Annotated in this window: 12 protein-coding genes; 11 read left to right on the forward strand and 1 reads right to left on the reverse strand. The window is 69.0% G+C overall.

The window, feature by feature from the left end; translation table 11 throughout:
* The 3 genes from D7Y11_RS15030 to D7Y11_RS15040 all read left to right on the forward strand — a co-directional run.
* On the forward strand, positions 1-713 hold a 713-nt coding region (locus D7Y11_RS15030; protein WP_148139209.1), incomplete at its 5' end, for an OmpA family protein.
* Between the two features lie 58 nt (positions 714-771).
* Entirely contained in the window at positions 772-2,532 is a 1,761-nt protein-coding gene (locus D7Y11_RS15035; protein ID WP_158641948.1) for an Ig-like domain-containing protein, read from the forward strand.
* A gap of 180 nt (positions 2,533-2,712) precedes the next feature.
* Positions 2,713-4,152, forward strand: a complete 1,440-nt coding sequence (locus tag D7Y11_RS15040; protein ID WP_126934052.1) for a cytochrome-c peroxidase — start codon at positions 2,713-2,715, stop codon at positions 4,150-4,152.
* 10 nt (positions 4,153-4,162) lie between these two features.
* Here the strand turns inward: D7Y11_RS15040 and D7Y11_RS15045 are convergent, their stop codons facing one another.
* Positions 4,163-4,669 carry an SRPBCC family protein gene (locus D7Y11_RS15045; protein ID WP_158641949.1) on the reverse strand — a complete coding sequence of 169 codons (507 nt, stop codon included), beginning with the start codon at positions 4,667-4,669 and terminating at the stop codon, positions 4,163-4,165.
* Positions 4,670-5,111: 442 nt separating this feature from the next.
* On the opposite strand from D7Y11_RS15045, the gene D7Y11_RS15050 reads away from it, so the two are divergent.
* The 8 genes from D7Y11_RS15050 (at position 5,112) to D7Y11_RS15090 (ending at position 16,341) form a co-directional block, all read left to right on the forward strand.
* Positions 5,112-5,744, forward strand: coding sequence for an OsmC family protein (locus D7Y11_RS15050; RefSeq protein ID WP_120575768.1), 633 nt, complete (start codon positions 5,112-5,114; stop codon positions 5,742-5,744).
* 395 nt (positions 5,745-6,139) lie between these two features.
* On the forward strand, positions 6,140-8,272 hold the full coding sequence (locus D7Y11_RS15060; protein ID WP_126934054.1) for an ATP-binding protein: 2,133 nt from the start codon (positions 6,140-6,142) through the stop codon (positions 8,270-8,272).
* The gene (locus tag D7Y11_RS15065) at positions 8,269-9,612 is read left to right on the forward strand and encodes a sigma-54 dependent transcriptional regulator (protein ID WP_126934055.1); all 1,344 of its coding nucleotides are present in this window, start codon (positions 8,269-8,271) and stop codon (positions 9,610-9,612) included. The genes D7Y11_RS15060 and D7Y11_RS15065 overlap by 4 nt, the downstream gene beginning before the upstream one ends.
* 211 nt (positions 9,613-9,823) lie before the next feature.
* Complete coding sequence (locus D7Y11_RS15070) at positions 9,824-11,344, forward strand: DUF2380 domain-containing protein (RefSeq protein WP_120575764.1); 1,521 nt, start codon at positions 9,824-9,826, stop codon at positions 11,342-11,344.
* The gene (locus tag D7Y11_RS15075; protein WP_120575763.1) at positions 11,341-11,811 is read left to right on the forward strand and encodes an NUDIX hydrolase; all 471 of its coding nucleotides are present in this window, start codon (positions 11,341-11,343) and stop codon (positions 11,809-11,811) included. The genes D7Y11_RS15070 and D7Y11_RS15075 overlap by 4 nt, the downstream gene beginning before the upstream one ends.
* A 454-nt stretch (positions 11,812-12,265) precedes the next feature.
* Positions 12,266-13,411: a glycosyltransferase family 4 protein gene (locus D7Y11_RS15080; RefSeq protein WP_126934056.1), complete on the forward strand. Its 1,146-nt coding sequence runs from the start codon at positions 12,266-12,268 to the stop codon at positions 13,409-13,411.
* 33 nt (positions 13,412-13,444) lie between these two features.
* Positions 13,445-13,693 (forward strand): hypothetical protein, encoded by a 249-nt coding sequence (locus D7Y11_RS15085; protein WP_120575761.1) that lies wholly within the window; start codon positions 13,445-13,447, stop codon positions 13,691-13,693.
* Between the two features lie 206 nt (positions 13,694-13,899).
* Positions 13,900-16,341 (forward strand): Ig-like domain-containing protein, encoded by a 2,442-nt coding sequence (locus D7Y11_RS15090; protein WP_126934057.1) that lies wholly within the window; start codon positions 13,900-13,902, stop codon positions 16,339-16,341.
* Positions 16,342-16,361 lie beyond the last annotated feature (20 nt).

Raw genomic sequence — 16,361 nt, forward strand, 5'->3', positions numbered from 1 at the left:
CGCCCGCCCCCGCCCCGGTGGTGGTCACCGAAGCTCCGGAGCCGGCTCCGGTGGCCCCGCCGGTGGCGGTGGTGGACGTGTGCGCCCCGAACCAGAGCCATTCGCTGGAGCAGTGCCCGGACCTGGATGACGACAACGACGGCGTGGCCAACGCCAAGGACCACTGCCCGGTGGACCCCGAGGACCGCGACGGCTTCCTCGACGATGATGGCTGCCCGGAGGCGGACAACGACGGCGACGCCGTGGCGGACGTGGTGGACAACTGCCCGATGGTGGCCGGTCCCGCGTCGAACCAGGGCTGCCCGGCGAAGCAGAAGCAGCGGGTGGTCATCACCCAGGACCGGCTGGAGATCCGCGAGAAGGTCTACTTCGCCTCTGGCGAGGCGCGCGTGATGCCGCGTTCGTTCAACCTGCTGGACCAGGTGGCGAAGGTGCTCATCAGCCACCCGGAGTTGAAACACATCCTGGTGGAGGGCCACACGGATTCGCGCGGCCGTCCGGAGACCAACCGGACGCTGTCCCAGCAACGCGCCTCCGCGGTCGTCCAGCGCCTGGCGATGCGCGGTGTCCCGGCGGACCGACTGATGGCCGCCGGCCGCGGCCCGGACGCTCCCGTCGCGTCCAATGACACCTCGTCCGGCCGTGAGCTCAATCGCCGCGTGGAGTTCCACATCGAGCCGGAGCCCACCTCCGGCAACGTCTCGCGCGACTGAGCCGCGGCCCAATCCCTCTCACAACCCCTTCACCGCATCCTTCTTTCAAGGAAATTCAATGACTCCCTCTTCCTGTCGCCTCCTCGTGGGGGCCCTGGCCGCGCTTTGCCTGAATACGCGTGCGACCGCCGAAGCGGCGCCGCTCACCACCGCCGTGTCTCCGGGCCAGCTGGCCGCGGCGCTTCCTGACGCGCCCCCCGCGGCGAGCGTGCCGTTCAGCATCCTGAACCTGGGGCCGGAGACGGTCATCTTCAGCGGCCCGGCGCTCTCCACCGTACAGACGACGGCGCGCTTCACGTTCGGCTCGTCGGCGCTGCTGGTGTCGTACCAGTGCGCGCTGGACAACGACAACTTCGTGGCGTGTGGCACGCCTCGCGACTTCACGAACCTGGCCGAGGGCCCGCACCAGTTCCTGGTGCGCTCCAAGGACCTGCTCGGGCTGCTGACGGACCCCACGCCGGCGACCTACTCGTGGACGATCGACCTCACGCCGCCGAAGACGACCTTCACGTCCACGCCGCCGGCCTTCACCAACGCCCTGATTTCGACGTTCGCCTTCAAGTCCTCGGAGCCGAACTCCACGTTCACCTGCGCGCTGGACAGCGGCCTGGCCCTGCCGTGCGCTTCGCCGTACCTGACGCTCCTGCTGGCGGACGGGCCGCACACGCTGGCGGTTCGCGCCCGGGACGCCGCGGGCAACCAGGAGACGGAGGCCACGACCTACTCGTGGACGGTGGACACGGTGGCGCCGGCGATTCCACGGGTGACGTCGGTGACGCCGGGCGCGACGGTGGCCGTCTCGCCTTCGGAGGTGAGCGGCCGGGGTGAGCCCGGGTCGGTGGTGCGCCTGATGATCGACGGCGTCCTGGTGGGCACGGCGGAGGTGGATGTCGCGGGCCAGTGGACGGTCGCGGTGCCGGGCACGCTGGTGGACGGGGTGCACTTCCTGACGGCGTCGGCCACGGACGCGGCGGGCAACTCCAGCCTGCCCGTGACCGTCGCCTTCACGCTGGACAGCACGGGTGCGGACACGCGCATCGTGGCGGGCCCGCCGCTGTTCAGCCCGAGCAGCAGCGCCAACTTCGCCTTCACGTCGGAGCACGCGGGCGCCACCTTCCGGTGCAACCTGGACGCGCTGTTCGCGACGCCCTGCACCGACCCGGCGGCGTATCAGGGCCTGGCGGATGGCGTGCACGTGTTCAGCGTGTTCGCCGTCGCGCCCAACGGGGTGCCGGACCTGACGCCGGCCGTGCACACCTGGAGGGTGGACACGGTGGCGCCGGTGGCTTCAGTGGTGACGTCGCCGCCGCCGGTGCTGGCCGGAACCGTGGCCTCCTTCGGCTTCGAGGCGAATGAGGTGCTGGCCACGTTCCAGTGCAGCGTGGACGGGCTGGAGTTCCAGGACTGTCTGGCGAACATCACGCTGGAGAACCTGGCTCCCGGGACGCACACCCTCCAGGTCCGCGCGGTGGACGCAGCCGGCAACGTCGGCGCCGCGGCGACCAACACGTGGGAGATGACCCCTGCCGGCGGTGGCACTGACGGCGGCACCGGCGGCAACTCCGACGGCGGCACCGGCGGCAACACCGATGGCGGCACCGGCAACGGCGGCAACACCGATGGCGGCGGCACCACGGACCCGGGCCCGGGCACCGGCGGTGGTCAGAATCCGAACGACCCCGGAGTGATTGGCGGCACGCCCTACGACGAGATGCTCGGCGGCGGACTGGGATGCGGCGCCACGTCCCCTGCTCCGGCCATGTGGGTCGGCGCGCTGCTCGCGGGCCTGATGGCGCGCGCCCGCCGCCGCAAGTCCTGAGCTTGCTCCCTGGGAGGACGTCTTCAAGCAGCTGCTCCGGGGGCTCCAGCCGCGGACGCTCGAGCACCGGCCGAATTGGCTCCGGAAGGACTGACGGCATTCCCCCCGCGCGCCTTCGCGGTGACACGAAACGGGGCGCGCGGTGTTCCCCTCCCATCGCAGCAACCGGGAGGGGAACACATGGCAGGTCATCGATTCATCGCGAGCACCCTGGGCGCCTTCGCGCTCGCCGGACTCGCGGGCTGCACCGACACCGCGGCCAACGTGGAAGCCACCGCCGGGCCCGTGACGTCCCAGGCGGAGTTGGCGTCCGTGGCCCAGGCGGCCGCCGGCAGGAAGCACTTCCAGGAGGCCCTGCCCGGCACCAACGGGCGCTCCTGCGCGACGTGCCACGTGTTCGCGGACGACACCGCGCTCAAGCCCGCGCACGTGGAGGCGCTCTGGGCCCGGAGCCCCGCGGATCCGCTGTTCAACCGCATCGACGCGGATGACCCGGCCGCCCCCGTGCCCACCTACGAGCACCTGAAGAAGGGCCTGGTGCGCGTGGTGCTCCCCCTCCCCGCGAACATGGACGTCATCGACGTTCAGGGGAACGTCATCACCGCCCCGGACCGCAAGGTGTCCGTCTGGCGCGGCGTGCCGAGCATCGCCGACACCGGCTTCTCCGGCCCCTTCCAGTTCGACGGCCGCGAAACCGACCTGGTCACCCAGGCCCAGAGCGCTGTCACCAGCCACAGCCAGGGCGGCACGGTGGCTCCGGCCGTGCTCCAGCGCATCGCCGCGTTCGAGCGCGGCGTGTTCAGCTCCCCTCGCGCCCGCTTCGTTTCGGAGTTGCTGGAGCGCGGCTGGCCCTTGAGCGCCATCCCGGATCCGGACGCCCTGCTCCTGCTCGACGCGTCCGAGCGGCGCGGCCGCGACGTCTACAACCTGGCCTGCGAGGCCTGCCACGGCGACCGCACGCGCAACCGCGTCGTGAACCGCGCCACGCACGACGCGCTCTTCTACGCGCTCAAGCCCGACGGCAACATCCAGTACACCGTCACGCCCAGCAGCACGGCCGAACCCGTGCGCGTACCCCGCCCGCACAGCGAGTTCCTCAACGCCGGCTACGCATACATGACCTACCTGGGTCAGCGCGGCGTCGTGCCCCTCTACAACACGTCCGTCGACTTCCCCCAGTACCGCTTCCGCTTCTACACGGACGGCACGCGCCAGCATGCCGTCACGGACCTGCCCCCCATCCCCGTCACCGCGAGCGGCGACCCGGATGACATCAACCCCGCGCTGGATGAGAACGGCGCGCCCATCGTGGGCCCCGCGCTCGCGGCCCAGTGGTACTCCACCGACCCCGGGCGCGCGTTGATCAGCGGAGACCCCGCGGAGTTCGAGTCCTTCGACGTGCCGTCCCTGCGCGGCATCGCCCGCACCGCGCCGTACTTCCACGACAACAGCCACGCCACGCTCGCGGAGACGGTGGACACCTACAGCCGCTTCATCCTCCCGGGCATCCCTTCCGTGGGCGCGCTGCCGGTGCACCCGCCCGAGTTCCCGGGCGGGCCGCCGGAGTCCCTCAGCCCCGCTCAGAAGAAGGATCTGCTGCGCTTCCTCCAGCGGCTGTGAACGCCGCCGCTCAGCGCCGCCACTCCAGCTCCGGCGCCGACACCCGGGGCGGAGGCGGCAGGAAGGTGTGCGCCAGTCCCCGCAGGCCCCGTGCGAAGAACTCCTCGCGGATCCACTGGCTCAGCGCCGCCGCCTCGCCCTCGTGACCCGGCGCCAGCCTGAAGGTCGCGTGCCACTCCACGAAGGTCTGCCCGGTCGCCGTCACCGGCGTCACCCGCAGCTTCGCCACGAAGTCGCGCACGGGCAGCGCGCCCTCCACCATCTCGTACGCGTAGCTGCGCGCATGCGAGTCGTAGGCCAACCGCGCCTCCAGGTACACCTCGCCGTCGCGCGTGGTGAGCCGGCGCAAGGGGCCGGCGGAGTCGGGACGCGTCACCCGCTCGCTGGAGACGACGCCCGGGTGCCAGCGAGGAAGGCTGTCAAAGCCTCCCACGCGGTCCCAGACCACGTCCGCGGGTGCCTGGATGAGTTGACTCGCATAGGCCTCGGCCATCAGTGCCTCAGGTCGTTCGTGCATGGACATGCTCAAGAAGGGGCTCCGCCCCCAGGGCGGCCATGCGACTGGAGGGCGCCCCACCGTCCACGGGCGGGCCTCCAGGCGTAGGGCGTGCCCCTCGGGGAGAGCGCGCTCCCCTCAGGCCGTACGGCCCTGGAAGCCCTCGTAAAGCCATACAGTCAACGGACCCGATCCCCCACCGCGTCGCATCGCATTCATGCCGCCCCCCATGTCAGGCATTGAGGCGCGTGATGTGGAGCAACGGCAGCGGAGTCGGAATCGTCCGAAAGGGCTGTTGTAAGCGCTCCGCATCCCGGGTCAGTCTGCGTGTGGCCCCGCGATCACCGGCCCACCTGGGGGGACTCGCCCCGCGGGGCAGGGTCTGGCGGGATGTGAAGCATTGCCCGGGCATGGCTGTTGAAGGCGCATGGTGCATGCCCCCCCTTCGCCGAGGAGATGCCCGATGACCTCCGCTTCCATCACCGAGTACGAAACGCGCCTCTATTGGCAGGGGGACCGGGGCGCGGTGCTGACGAGCGACCATGCGCCCCCCGTTCCGATTGGCCGTCCGCTGTGCGGCCAGCAAGACGGGCCCGTGGACGGGCGGTGGGACCCGGAGGCACTGCTGGTGGGCGCGGTGGAGGGGCGCACGCTGCACGCGTTCCTGGACGGAGCCCGGGAGGCGGGCGTGGGCGTGCTCTTCTACCAGAGCTCCGCCACGGCCCGGCTGGTGAGCGGGAGTCCTGACGAGGCCGCCCACTTCACCGACCTCATCGTCCGGCCGCACGTCGCCGTGGGCAGTCCACGGGAGGCGGAGGACGCGCGCCAGCTCTTCGCCCGGCTGCCGGCGCGATGCTTCCCCAGCTCCATGCTCCAGCTCACCCCGCGCATCGAGCCGGTGGTGGAGGTGTGGGCCCACGCCCGTCGCGAGGACGCCACCGCACCTGTCGAAAACCAGGCACCCGCTCCGGGAGAGGCGGACGCGGCGGTTCCCTGGGGGAGCGGCATGCGCAGTGTGGAAGCACATGCCGACGAATCCACAGACGAATCCGCCCACGAAGCCGGTGAAGGAGCCGGAACCGAAGCCCACGCCTGAAATTGATCCGCCCCGGCCGCCCGTGCCGGAGAAGGATCCACCTCCGGGCGAGCCCAAACGCCGGGAACCCCCTCCGCCCCTACAGGACCCGGAGGTGGAGCCGGGCATCCAGGACCCACCGGCGCATGACCCCAACCATCCGGGGCCGCCGACCATCATCGCGTGACCGCCAGCCCGTGCTGACCCGTACGGCGCGGCGGGAGAGCGCCCGCCCGCCTCGTGGCTCTCCACAACATTGACATACCGGCAGTCCATTCTTGTTCACTTGAAGAGAATGGCTTGCACCCCGTCCTGGACCTTCGTCCAACGTCTGCGTTGGACGGTTCCAGGAAGCAACGCAAACAATGCATTCAGGATGCAGGAAACCATAGACTGATGCGCGTTCGCCGCGCGCCATGTCCACGCTCCCTTCGACGTCCACACCGCTCCGGATCGCCGCCATCGCCACCGCCTGTGCGGTGCTCATGGGCCTGGTCGCGGCCTGGAGCGAAAGCCAGTCAGCGGGTGTCCGCATCGCCCTGCTGGTGGCGAGCGCCTTCGGACTGGCGGTGGCGGGCGCGGTGGCCGCTCTTCGCGCGGTGGCCCGGAGTGAGCGTGACTGCGCCCGGCTGCTCGACAAGGCGGATGACGCGCGGGCGCTGCGCGACGCGGTGATGGACATCACACCGGTGGGCTTCGCGTTCTACGACCGCGACCTGCGCTACGTGCACGTCAATGCCGCGCTCGCCGCGATGAACGGCCTGCCGGTGGAGGCGCACCTGGGCCGCCATGTCTCGGAGGTGCTGCCGGAGCTGGGCACGATGCTCGCGCCCCGGCTCGCCCTGGCGCTGGAATCCGACGCGCCCGTGCAGGACCTCGGCCTCCAGGTGGAGACGCCCGCCGCGCCCGGCGAGGCGCGCTTCTGGTTCGGGAGCTACTCGCGCGTGCGCGGCTCCGGCGGCGCGGTGCTGGGCGTCATCGCGTCCCTGACGGAGGTCACCGAGCGGGTGCGCGCGGAGGCATCCCTCCAGGAGCACGAGGGGCGCCTGGACGTGCTCACCCGATCGCTGCCGGACTACCTGTGGGGTGGGAAGCTGCGGGACGGCGTGTTGCGGGACTTCTACTGCACACCTGTCGTGGAGCGCACCACCGGCTATCCGGCCAGCGCCTTCACCGGCGGCGGCCGCGAAGGCACGCCCTCGCCGCTGTGGGCGGAGATGATCCACCCGGAGGACCGGACTCGCTACCGCGAGTGCATCGAGTCGCTGGCCCTGGCCCCGAGCACGGAGGTGGAGATCGAGCACCGCATCATCTGCGCGGACGGGCGCGTGCGCTGGGTGCGCAGCCGCGCCGCGGCCTCCGGCCTGGATGCCCGGGGTGGCGTGCACCTGGGCTGCGTCGTCACGGACGTCACCGACCGGCGGCTCGCGGATGAACTGCGCCAGCGGTTGAACGACAGCTTCCGCCGCTCCGCGACGGAGTGGCGCCGCACCTTCGACGCGGTGTCCTCGCCGCTGCTGGTGCTGAGCGCGGACGGCATCATCCACCGGCTCAATGAGGCGGCCCGCGTGCTCTTCCAGGAGGCGGACCCCTCCGGCCAGCCGCTCTGCGCGACCGCCAAGGCGCCGCCCTGGTCCAGCGCGGGTCCGCTGGTGGAGGAGCTGCGCGCGACGCACGGCAGGACCCGCCGCGAGGTGCACGACGCGGAGTCCAACCGCACCTGGGAGCTGTCAGCCGCCTGGGTGGACGAGAAGATCAGCGAGGCCCCCCGCATCATCCTGGTGGCCAGCGAAGTCACCCGGCTGCTGGAGCTTCAGGCCCACGTGCGCCGCAGTGAAACGATGGCCGCCATGGGCGCCATCGTCGCGGGCGTGGCCCACGAGGTGCGCAACCCCCTCTTCTCCATCTCCGCCGTCGTGGACGCGGTGGAGGCCACCTACGGCGCCCAGCCGGAGTTGAAGCCCTACCTGGAAGTGCTGCGCGGCGAGGTGCGCCGCCTCACGCACCTCACCCAGGAGCTGTTCGAGTACGGCCGCCCCACGCGAGGCGAGTGGACGGACGGCGCCGTGGGCTCGGTGGTCTTCGAAGCCCTGTCCGCCTGCACGCTCACGAGCGACAAGGCGGCCGTGACGCTCGAGCGCGAGGTGTCCGACGCGCTGCCCCCGGTGCGCATGGACGCGCGCCGCCTGTTCCATGTCTTCCGCAACGTGGTGGAGAATGCCGTGCAGCACTCCCCCCAGGGCACTACCGTTCACGTGACGGCGGAAGCCGTGGAGGAAGCGGGGCGCCCCTGGGTGCGCTGCACAGTCCACGACGGAGGGCCCGGTTTCAAGAGCGAGGACCAGCCCCACGTCTTCGAGCCCTTCTTCAGCAAGCGTCGAGGAGGGACCGGGTTGGGTCTGTCCATCGTCCAGCGCATCCTGGAGGAGCACCAGGGGCGCATTCGCCTGTCCAATCACCCCCAGGGAGGCGCGGAGGTGACCATCCTGCTGCCCGCCCTTTTCCCCGCCGTTCACACCGGCCCAACTCCGCAGTCACAGGTGTCATGACCCGCACCCGCATCCTGCTCGTGGACGACGAGCCCGGCGTCCGTCTGGGTATGAAGGGATACCTCACCCAGCATGGCTTCGACGTGGATGAAGCCACCAGCGTCGCCGAGGCCCAGGAGGGCTTCCGCTCACACCGGCCCGACGTGGCCGTCATCGATTACCGCCTGCCGGACGGCACGGCGCTGGAGTTGTTGCCCCGGCTCAAGGAGATGGACGCGGCGGTGCCCCTGGTGGTGCTGACCGGGCACGGCTCCATCGAATTGGCGGTGCAGGCCGTGAAGGAAGGCGCCGAACAATTCCTCACCAAGCCGCTGGAGCTGGCGGTGCTCAAGGTGGTGCTGGAGCGGCTCGTGGCCCAGCGCCGCGAGCGGCAGCGGCTCCTGGCGGACCGCTCGCGCGCGGTGCGCACGCAGGTGGACCCCTTCCTGGGCAACAGCCTCGCCATCCGCGCGCTGCGCGACCAGGCGGAGCGCGTGCGCGAGAGCGACAGCCCGGTGCTCGTCACGGGCGAGACGGGCAGCGGCAAGAGCGTGCTCGCGCGCTGGCTGCATGAAGGCGGGCCGCGCAAGGAGTCCCCCTTCGTGGACCTGAACTGCGCGGCGCTGTCCAAGGACCTGCTGGACTCGGAGTTGTTCGGCCACGAAAAGGGCGCCTTCACCAGCGCGGTGGCCGCGAAGCCGGGCCTGCTGGAGGTGGCGGACCGGGGCACGCTGTTCCTGGATGAAGTGGGCGACATGGACGTGGCCGTCCAGCCCAAGCTGCTCAAGGTGCTGGAGGAGAAGCGCTTCCGGCGCCTGGGCGACGTGAAGGACCGGCGCGTGGACGTGAGGCTCGTGGCCGCCACGCACCAGGACCTGCAGCTGGCCGCGCGAGAGAAGCGCTTCCGAAGCGACCTGTACTTCCGCATCAGCACGCTCATCCTCCACGTGCCGCCACTGCGTGAGCGCGCGGAGGACGTGCCGGTGCTCGCGAGCCACTTCCTGGCGGAGATGGGCGCGCACCGCGGCCGCGGCCAGGTGGAGCTGGAGCCCGACGCGGAGCGAGCCCTCATGGCCTACAGCTGGCCGGGCAACATCCGCGAGCTGCGCAACGTGCTGGAGCGCGCGGTGCTCTTGTCCGGCACGTCGCGACTGTCGCGCAGCGCCCTGCGCTTCGAATCCCTGCTCCCTACGGAGGAGCCGCTGGGCGAGGACCTCACGCTGGAGGAGTTGGAGCACCGCCACATCGAGCGCGTGCTGGCGCGCGAGGGCGGCCACGTGGAGCGCGCGGCGACGAAGCTGGGCATCTCCCGCAGCTCGCTCTACGCGAAGCTCAAGGGGTGGCAGCACAAGGGAGGCTGACGGTCACGAAAGAGGGTACGGGTTCAAGTTCCGTACTCCTCGCCACTAAAGGCCCGGCACATTCAACCGGTGAGTGTAAAACCCTGAGTTCGTCCCGGTTGAGAGGTTGTCAGCATGAAAGTAGCAAAGAGGAGGGGGCTCACGCTGAGTGAGCGTGCGGAACCGTGGAGATGGTGGAGGGAGAGACTCCACGAAACCGGGGCAACTTCAAATGCGCGCTGATGCCCTCTTGCTGGCCCTGGTGCTGATGGCCTCGGGATGCGCCTCTATGCCACAAGCGTATGAGCGCCGCCGAAGCTTGAGCCATGCGCCGAGAGAGGACTCCTCGCCCGCGTGGGTGGAGGCTCCGAACGATGACCTCCCGCGCGCCTGGAACGCTCTCCCCAGCGTCCTCTCCGGGCCCGAGCAACGGCTCCTGCGCCGCCAGCAGCCGCGTGACGACGTGACCACCGTGGGAGACAGCGCTGTCAGGGGCGGGAGCCGGAGCAATGCATTGACGCGGCAGGCAGTCCTCGACGCGACGAAAGACGTGAAGGGCTCCTTGCGCAGCGTCGAGGCCGCGTTCACCAGGCTGGCGGCCCGCCCTCCGGACCTCTGGGGCTTCAGCCTCACTGGCGTCTTCACGCGCTACCTCGACCAGGGATCCAAGCAGGTGACGTGGCTTCATGGCGCGCTTGGGAGCGCCACCACGTTGACGGAAGCGGCCTCGGAAGTTGGCGACACGGACATGGAGCTGGGCCTGCTTCGCATGACGGGATCAAAACTCCAGGCGGCTCAGTTCGGGACGCTCCTGCTGGCCACCTGGGTGGACTTCCTCCACCTCGCGGACGCCATTCTCAGAAACTGCCCCATGTGCAGCGCCGAGAAGCTCTTCGTGGACCTTCATCGCGTGCAGGGGTTGATGGAGCCCACGCTGACGGACCTCGCCTCACTGGACCCGGAGCGGGTGGAGGCAGCGACCACCGCGATGCCGGAACTGATGGGGAAGCTGACGCGTGAATTCGACACGTTCCAACGGGAGACCCGCGAGACCATGAAGTTGGGCGGGCGGGTCATCGCGGCCATGCAGGCGGTGGAGATGGTCACGATGATCTCCACGATGAAGATGGCCATGCCACGCGTGCCGCCCTCGGCCCCTGTGACGCTGGGCGTGGGCCTCGTAATGAGCTCGGGAGGCGTCATGGTGGGCTCGCGGCTGGTGGTCTCCGCCGAGTGGGTGGAGATGATGCGAAGGCTCGTGCAGGCGGGCGTCATCTCCGTGCCTGCCGCCGGCGCGGCCGTCCTCATCCAGGGCGGACAGGTCACGATGGCCCAGGCGCACCAGGACTTGCCCAAGGGCGTGCGCGATGCGCTGGGGGACAGCCCGGAGGTTCGCGGCATGCAGGTGACGGGCAGGACGGGAGCGGGCATGTCGGATGCGCCCAAGCACCATGTGCTGCCGCAAGAGCACCGCGGATGGTTCGAGCAGCGCGGCTTCAAGGGCGACATGGACATCGACCAATTTTGCGTCCGGATGGAGCAGGCCCACCACGAAGCCATTCACGGTGGGGGGAACTGGAAGCTGGGACGCACATGGCCCGGCGAGTGGAATCGGCTGATCATGGAGGCTCTGCACGAAGCTGAGATCACGGCGGGCCGGAGGTTGACGCGGAATCAGGTCCTGGACATCGTCGTCGAGCGTATGAAGGTCTACAGAGTCCCAATCACGTTCACGAAAGGGAGGAGCCGATGACCGACGGACGTTCATGGCGGGAGAACTGGAAGGCCCGCTTGTATGAGCGCGTCCGCGAGCGGGGCTACGACTCAGTCACGGCTTTTGCCGAGGCCCGGCCCACCGCATCGTTGGTGGCGCTGGCCGAGGAGCTGGGTCCGGACGACGTTGCCGGAATTCAGGTGTACGATGGATTGGTGGCTGAAGCGGTGCGAAGTAAGCAAGTGACCCGCTTGGTGCGGGGACAACTTGTGCGCGAGCTGTGGGGGAGCATCCCTGATGGTTGGCCGGCCGTGTTGGATGACGACAACCGATTCAAGGTTGCCAAGGCGGTTGGCCCCTGGATTGCCTATACCCCAGACACGCATAAGGAGCGCGCACGCCAATGCAGGACGTCGCTCCTCGCCAATCCGCCCCCTGCTGGCTGGCGTCCACTCGGCCCCGACGACGAGCTTCTCCGGACGCTCCTCCCCGACGAGGAAGCCTGACCGGAAGCAGCGGCCCTTCGAGTCACAGTGAAGGAGCCGCCGTTGGCCAACGGGTTCAGGTCCCGTCCTCATCAATGTGTCTGGCTTGGAGCGGACTTCGCCACTGAGAGACCCTGGCGGCGGATCAACTCGTCCAACTCGAAGCGCGTCACGGATCACCTGCTCAGCGATGCTCGGCATACGCAATGTGCTCCTTGACCGGACTCGAACCATGTCTTGAACGGCCCTGAGGATAAACCCTCGACGGCACCGCGGTCCCGCCCCATCGCCTTGCGGCACAATGCCGTCCAGAGGCATGAGGAAGAGGCCGCCCGGCGTCCGCGCTTCCGTTTTCGAGACGCTTTTCATCTCAACTTGAGACAGCCGAGACACGCTCGCGCCCCGGCTTCGTGCTCGCGGCGGCGGCGCGGTTCGTGCTCTCGCCTCCGGTGAAATCCAGCCCGGGGCGCACCGAATGAATCACTTCCAGGACGGCACGAAGGACCCGGCGAAGGTGCGGGTCCTCTTCGTTGCCTGGTTTCTCCGCGAGGACCGGCGGTGGCTGGGCGCGTTCCTCCCGCCAGAGCGCTTCGAGTGCTCCTACGTGGGCCTGGAGGAGGCTGTCGACTCGACCCGGAAGCGCACGCCCTGGAAGAAGTGGTGGCAGTTCTTCCGCCTGGCGCTGAAGGCCCGGCGGGAGCTGGCCCGGCATCCCCAGGATCTCATCGTCACGGCCTTCCCACAGGTGGGTTTCACCGTGGGGCTCGTGAACCTGCTGACCTTCGCGCGCACCCCGCACGTCATCTGGTACTTCAACTGCGGCCATGAGTACCGGGGGCTCCGCAAGTGGCTGTCGCGGCTCGCGTACCGGGGCGTTGACCGGTGCCTCGTCTACACGCGGCACGAGCGCTCGGTCTATGCGCGCGTCTTCGCCCTGCCGAAGTCCCGCTTCCAGTTCACGCACCTGACTGGCGCGGAGCTGAAGGCGGAGGACTTCCGCGGAGCGCGTGAGGACTTCGGGCTGGCACCGCGCTACATCGCCGCGCTAGGCTCGTCGGGCCGCGACTACGGCACCCTCCTGCGGGCCGTCGAAGGCCTGTCCATGCAGCTCGTCATCGTCGCGCACCCGCATGCGCTCCCACCCGGGCCCGTGCCTCCGAACGTCAAGGTCCTCACCAGCATCCCCCAGCAGGACTACCTGCGGATCATCGCGGAGGCGGAGCTGGTGGCCATCCCCGTCAACAACCGGGAGACGGCGAGCGGACAGATGACCTTGATCCAGGCCATGGCGCTGGGCGTTCCCGTGGTGGCCACGCGGTGCATCGGGACCGAGGACTACATCCGCCACGGAGCGAATGGCTGGTTCGTCGAGATGGGGGACGTGGAGGAGTGGCGACGCACCCTGCGCTCCATCCTGGACGACCCCGAGGAGCGACAACGGCTGGCCACCGAGGCCCTGCGCTTTGCCCGGGAGCGCTTCACGGACCGGACCGGCGCCCGCGTGCTGGCGGCGCTCGCCGAGGAACTGTCCACGCCCCCTGCAATCTTTTACAACCAGGCACGCTCCTCGACAGCGGCACCAGAATCAGACGCCGAGCATTCCAAAGACAGACGCATCTGAGTATGATTGCGCGGCAACCTTCACGGAGGACGCATGCGCACGTTCCTGATTGGCGGTCTGCTGGCGATGGCTGTGGGCTGTGGCGGTCCCATGGAGCAGGAGGAGGAGCCGAACCTGACCTCGCAGGAGGCGCCGCTCCCGGACTGCGCCACCAGCCCGACCAACGTCAGGACCTACTACGACGCCAACAACTGGGTCATTGGCGAGCGCGGGTGCGACTGCGGGGACTGGATCCACTGGGGGCAGATTTCGAGCATCTACGACATCCGCACCTCCTGTTAGGCCCTCCGCGGAGCCGCTGCGGATGTGGACGACGAGCGTGCCGCAACCGCCAACCCCGCAACGCCCGTTGTTGCCTGTCAGGCAACTGTGGCCTCCCAGGCAACGACAGACGTCAATCCATGCCCTGAAGAAACTTCGCCTGGGGTCATGGCGATAAAGATTTGTTGTAGTCCGCACTCCGCGGCTCGACACTTCGAGGCCTGGAAATGCCTGTGTTTCATGGAGCCCGCCGGCTCGCGTTGTGCCTGCTCACGTTCGTCCTCGCCTGCGGTTCCACCGAACCCGATCCGAAGCCTGGGGAGGACGACGACAGCGACAAGGTCGCGGCGCTCACCCTCTCGCCGAACGGGGCGACGCTCCTGGTGGGCGAATCGCTGACCCTGGCCGCCCAGGCGCGCGACGACAGCGGCCACGCGCTCCAGAACGTCCAGGTGACCTGGTCCTCCCAGCTGCCCGCGTACGCCACGGTGGCCGGCGGCCGGGTGACTGGCGTGGCCCCGGGCGGCTCGGTCATCACGGCCAAGGTGGGCTCGGTGAGCACGACCCTGACGGTGATCGTGATGCCGGACGACGCGTCCCGTCCGTCCAGCGACGAGGTCCTGGCGTCCGCGCATGAGGCAGGACTCATCAACGACGAAGAGCTGCTGGCCTACCGGGTGTACGCCGCGTTCAGCGATCCCCGGCTGCCCCTCCAGTACAAGGCCCGCGTCGAGCCGGCCTTCGACGTCACCCCGCTCGAGGAGCTGCACGCGCGCTTCGACGACCTCTCCGCGCCGATGCAGGACGCGCTCGGGATGTACCTGCTGCGCCCGGCGGACCCGGGGAGCTGGCTCAACACGCCCCTGCCCGACGCACGGCTGAGCAGCATGAAGCGGCCCTCCTGCAAGCCCAGCTCCGACGGGTGGCACTCCATTTCGCCGTCCTACGCGAAGGTGAAGGTCTGGTTCGAGTTCGCCATCGCGGGTCAGCGCGAGCAGGCCGCCCTGCTCGATAACGCGATCGAGAATGAGATCTGGCCGAAGCTGATGGCGCTGGGCCTCAAGGAGCCCCTCACCGACGGGGCCTACAGCTGCAACGGAGGAAGCGCCCAGCTCGATCTTTACCTGTCCCGCAACATGAACGGCCGGGGATTGACCCTCCCGGAAGGCTTGGACAACACGCAGGCCGCCACCTACATCCTGCTGTGGGATGGGCTTGGCGATGACGAGCTCAAGGGTGCGGCGGCACACGAGCTGATGCACGCCATCCAATGGTCCTACAAGACGAAGGGCCCGCAGAACAGCTACGGATGGATCCGCGACGCGACCGCGAACTGGGCCATCGACCAGGTGTATGGACAAGCGCCGCAGCTCGAGCACGACTACGCCGATTGCTTCATGAGCAGCCCTGACCTGTCCCTGGAGGACCGCTCCCCGGGCCACTGCAAGTCGCCGGCGGCGGGCCCGCTGGCGGCACGCGACTACGGCGCCTACCTGTTCTTCCAATTCCTGGCGAAGAAGCACGGCCCGAACGTCGTGGTGGCGGCGCTGGAGAAGCTGACCACGGAGACCTCCAGCCTCACCGCGGTGGACTCCTCCGTCCCCGGCAAGCTGGAGAAGACCTGGCCGGATTTCGCGAAGGTGCTCTGGAACCAGGCGCCCATCGACGCCAAGGCGGAGTCCTTCGCGAAGTGGGACCAGCTCACGGAGAAGGTGAAATCCCACGCGATCAAGGGTGACCTGGCCGGCGCGCCCGAGCACAAGGAAGAGCTCCACGACGAGCTGAAGAACCTGTCCAACCACTACGAGCACTTCACGTTCAGCGACCCGAACACGCGCTCCCTGCTCTTCCACAACGGGTGGTTCAAGAACATCACCGAGTCGAAGGATCCGGTGAAGGTGCTCGCGCTCTGGAACGACGCGAGCGGGACGTGGCACGAGGAGGACTGGAGCGATTACGAGTACGTGGGCCTCTGCCGTGACATGAAGTCGCAGCGGGCACAGGACCTGATCATCATCACCAGCAACGCGAAGTTCGAGCCCGGAGGCGGCGGGAGCCTGAAGGCGGCGAAGACGCCCTACCTCAAGCGCAGCAACGTGGGCTGCTGGAAGTACAAGGGCACCACGAAGGCGGTCCTGCAGGGAGCAGGCTGGTCGGGCCGGGGACATATCCTGGACGCGAACGTGGAGTTCCAGGTGCTGGGAGCCTTCGCGACCTCGGACTACGACCATCCGAACCTTCCGCACACGAAGCGGCTGGGGGCCTTCATGATCATGCCGGTCAGCGGCGACTTCACGCTCGACGTCGACTACAACTCCGGAGGCTGCCGGTACACGCACGGGCCCACGAAGTACGCGATGGTCGCGTCTGGAGGGGTGCTGTTGATGAACCCCTTCAACGAATTGAAGTCACCGGATCCCGACACCCAGGACTGGCTGTCGCATGCGTCGCGCTCGTACACGTCGGCGCTTGGTGATGGACGCATCGTGGATCTCGCCGTCAGCGGTGGCCCGGACTGCCGGGGGCCGGAGAAGGATGCCCCCGGGAACATCCTCTTGACGGACACGGGTTCACCGCCGCTCGCCAAGCCCAATGGCGAGCTGTCCGGGACGTTCCCCTACGCGGACTCCACCTTCACCTGGACGCTGCAACCGCAGCTCGAACCCTGAGGCCTGGGGGCTCCCGCGGG

It is taken from the genome of Corallococcus sp. AB018, assembly GCF_003986945.1.
In the GTDB taxonomy this organism is placed as follows: domain Bacteria; phylum Myxococcota; class Myxococcia; order Myxococcales; family Myxococcaceae; genus Corallococcus; species Corallococcus exiguus.

Excerpts from the sequence above, each read along its gene's own strand:
- D7Y11_RS15060 (WP_126934054.1), top strand. The coding sequence starts at position 6,140 with ATGTCCACGCTCCCTTCGACGTCCACACCGCTCCGGATCGCCGCCATC.
- D7Y11_RS15085 (WP_120575761.1), top strand. The coding sequence starts at position 13,445 with ATGCGCACGTTCCTGATTGGCGGTCTGCTGGCGATGGCTGTGGGCTGT.
- D7Y11_RS15035 (WP_158641948.1), top strand. The coding sequence starts at position 772 with ATGACTCCCTCTTCCTGTCGCCTCCTCGTGGGGGCCCTGGCCGCGCTT.
- D7Y11_RS15045 (WP_158641949.1), bottom strand. The coding sequence starts at position 4,669 with ATGCACGAACGACCTGAGGCACTGATGGCCGAGGCCTATGCGAGTCAA.
- D7Y11_RS15040 (WP_126934052.1), top strand. The coding sequence starts at position 2,713 with ATGGCAGGTCATCGATTCATCGCGAGCACCCTGGGCGCCTTCGCGCTC.
- D7Y11_RS15050 (WP_120575768.1), top strand. The coding sequence starts at position 5,112 with ATGACCTCCGCTTCCATCACCGAGTACGAAACGCGCCTCTATTGGCAG.
- D7Y11_RS15065 (WP_126934055.1), top strand. The coding sequence starts at position 8,269 with ATGACCCGCACCCGCATCCTGCTCGTGGACGACGAGCCCGGCGTCCGT.
- D7Y11_RS15070 (WP_120575764.1), top strand. The coding sequence starts at position 9,824 with ATGCGCGCTGATGCCCTCTTGCTGGCCCTGGTGCTGATGGCCTCGGGA.
- D7Y11_RS15080 (WP_126934056.1), top strand. The coding sequence starts at position 12,266 with ATGAATCACTTCCAGGACGGCACGAAGGACCCGGCGAAGGTGCGGGTC.
- D7Y11_RS15075 (WP_120575763.1), top strand. The coding sequence starts at position 11,341 with ATGACCGACGGACGTTCATGGCGGGAGAACTGGAAGGCCCGCTTGTAT.
- D7Y11_RS15090 (WP_126934057.1), top strand. The coding sequence starts at position 13,900 with ATGCCTGTGTTTCATGGAGCCCGCCGGCTCGCGTTGTGCCTGCTCACG.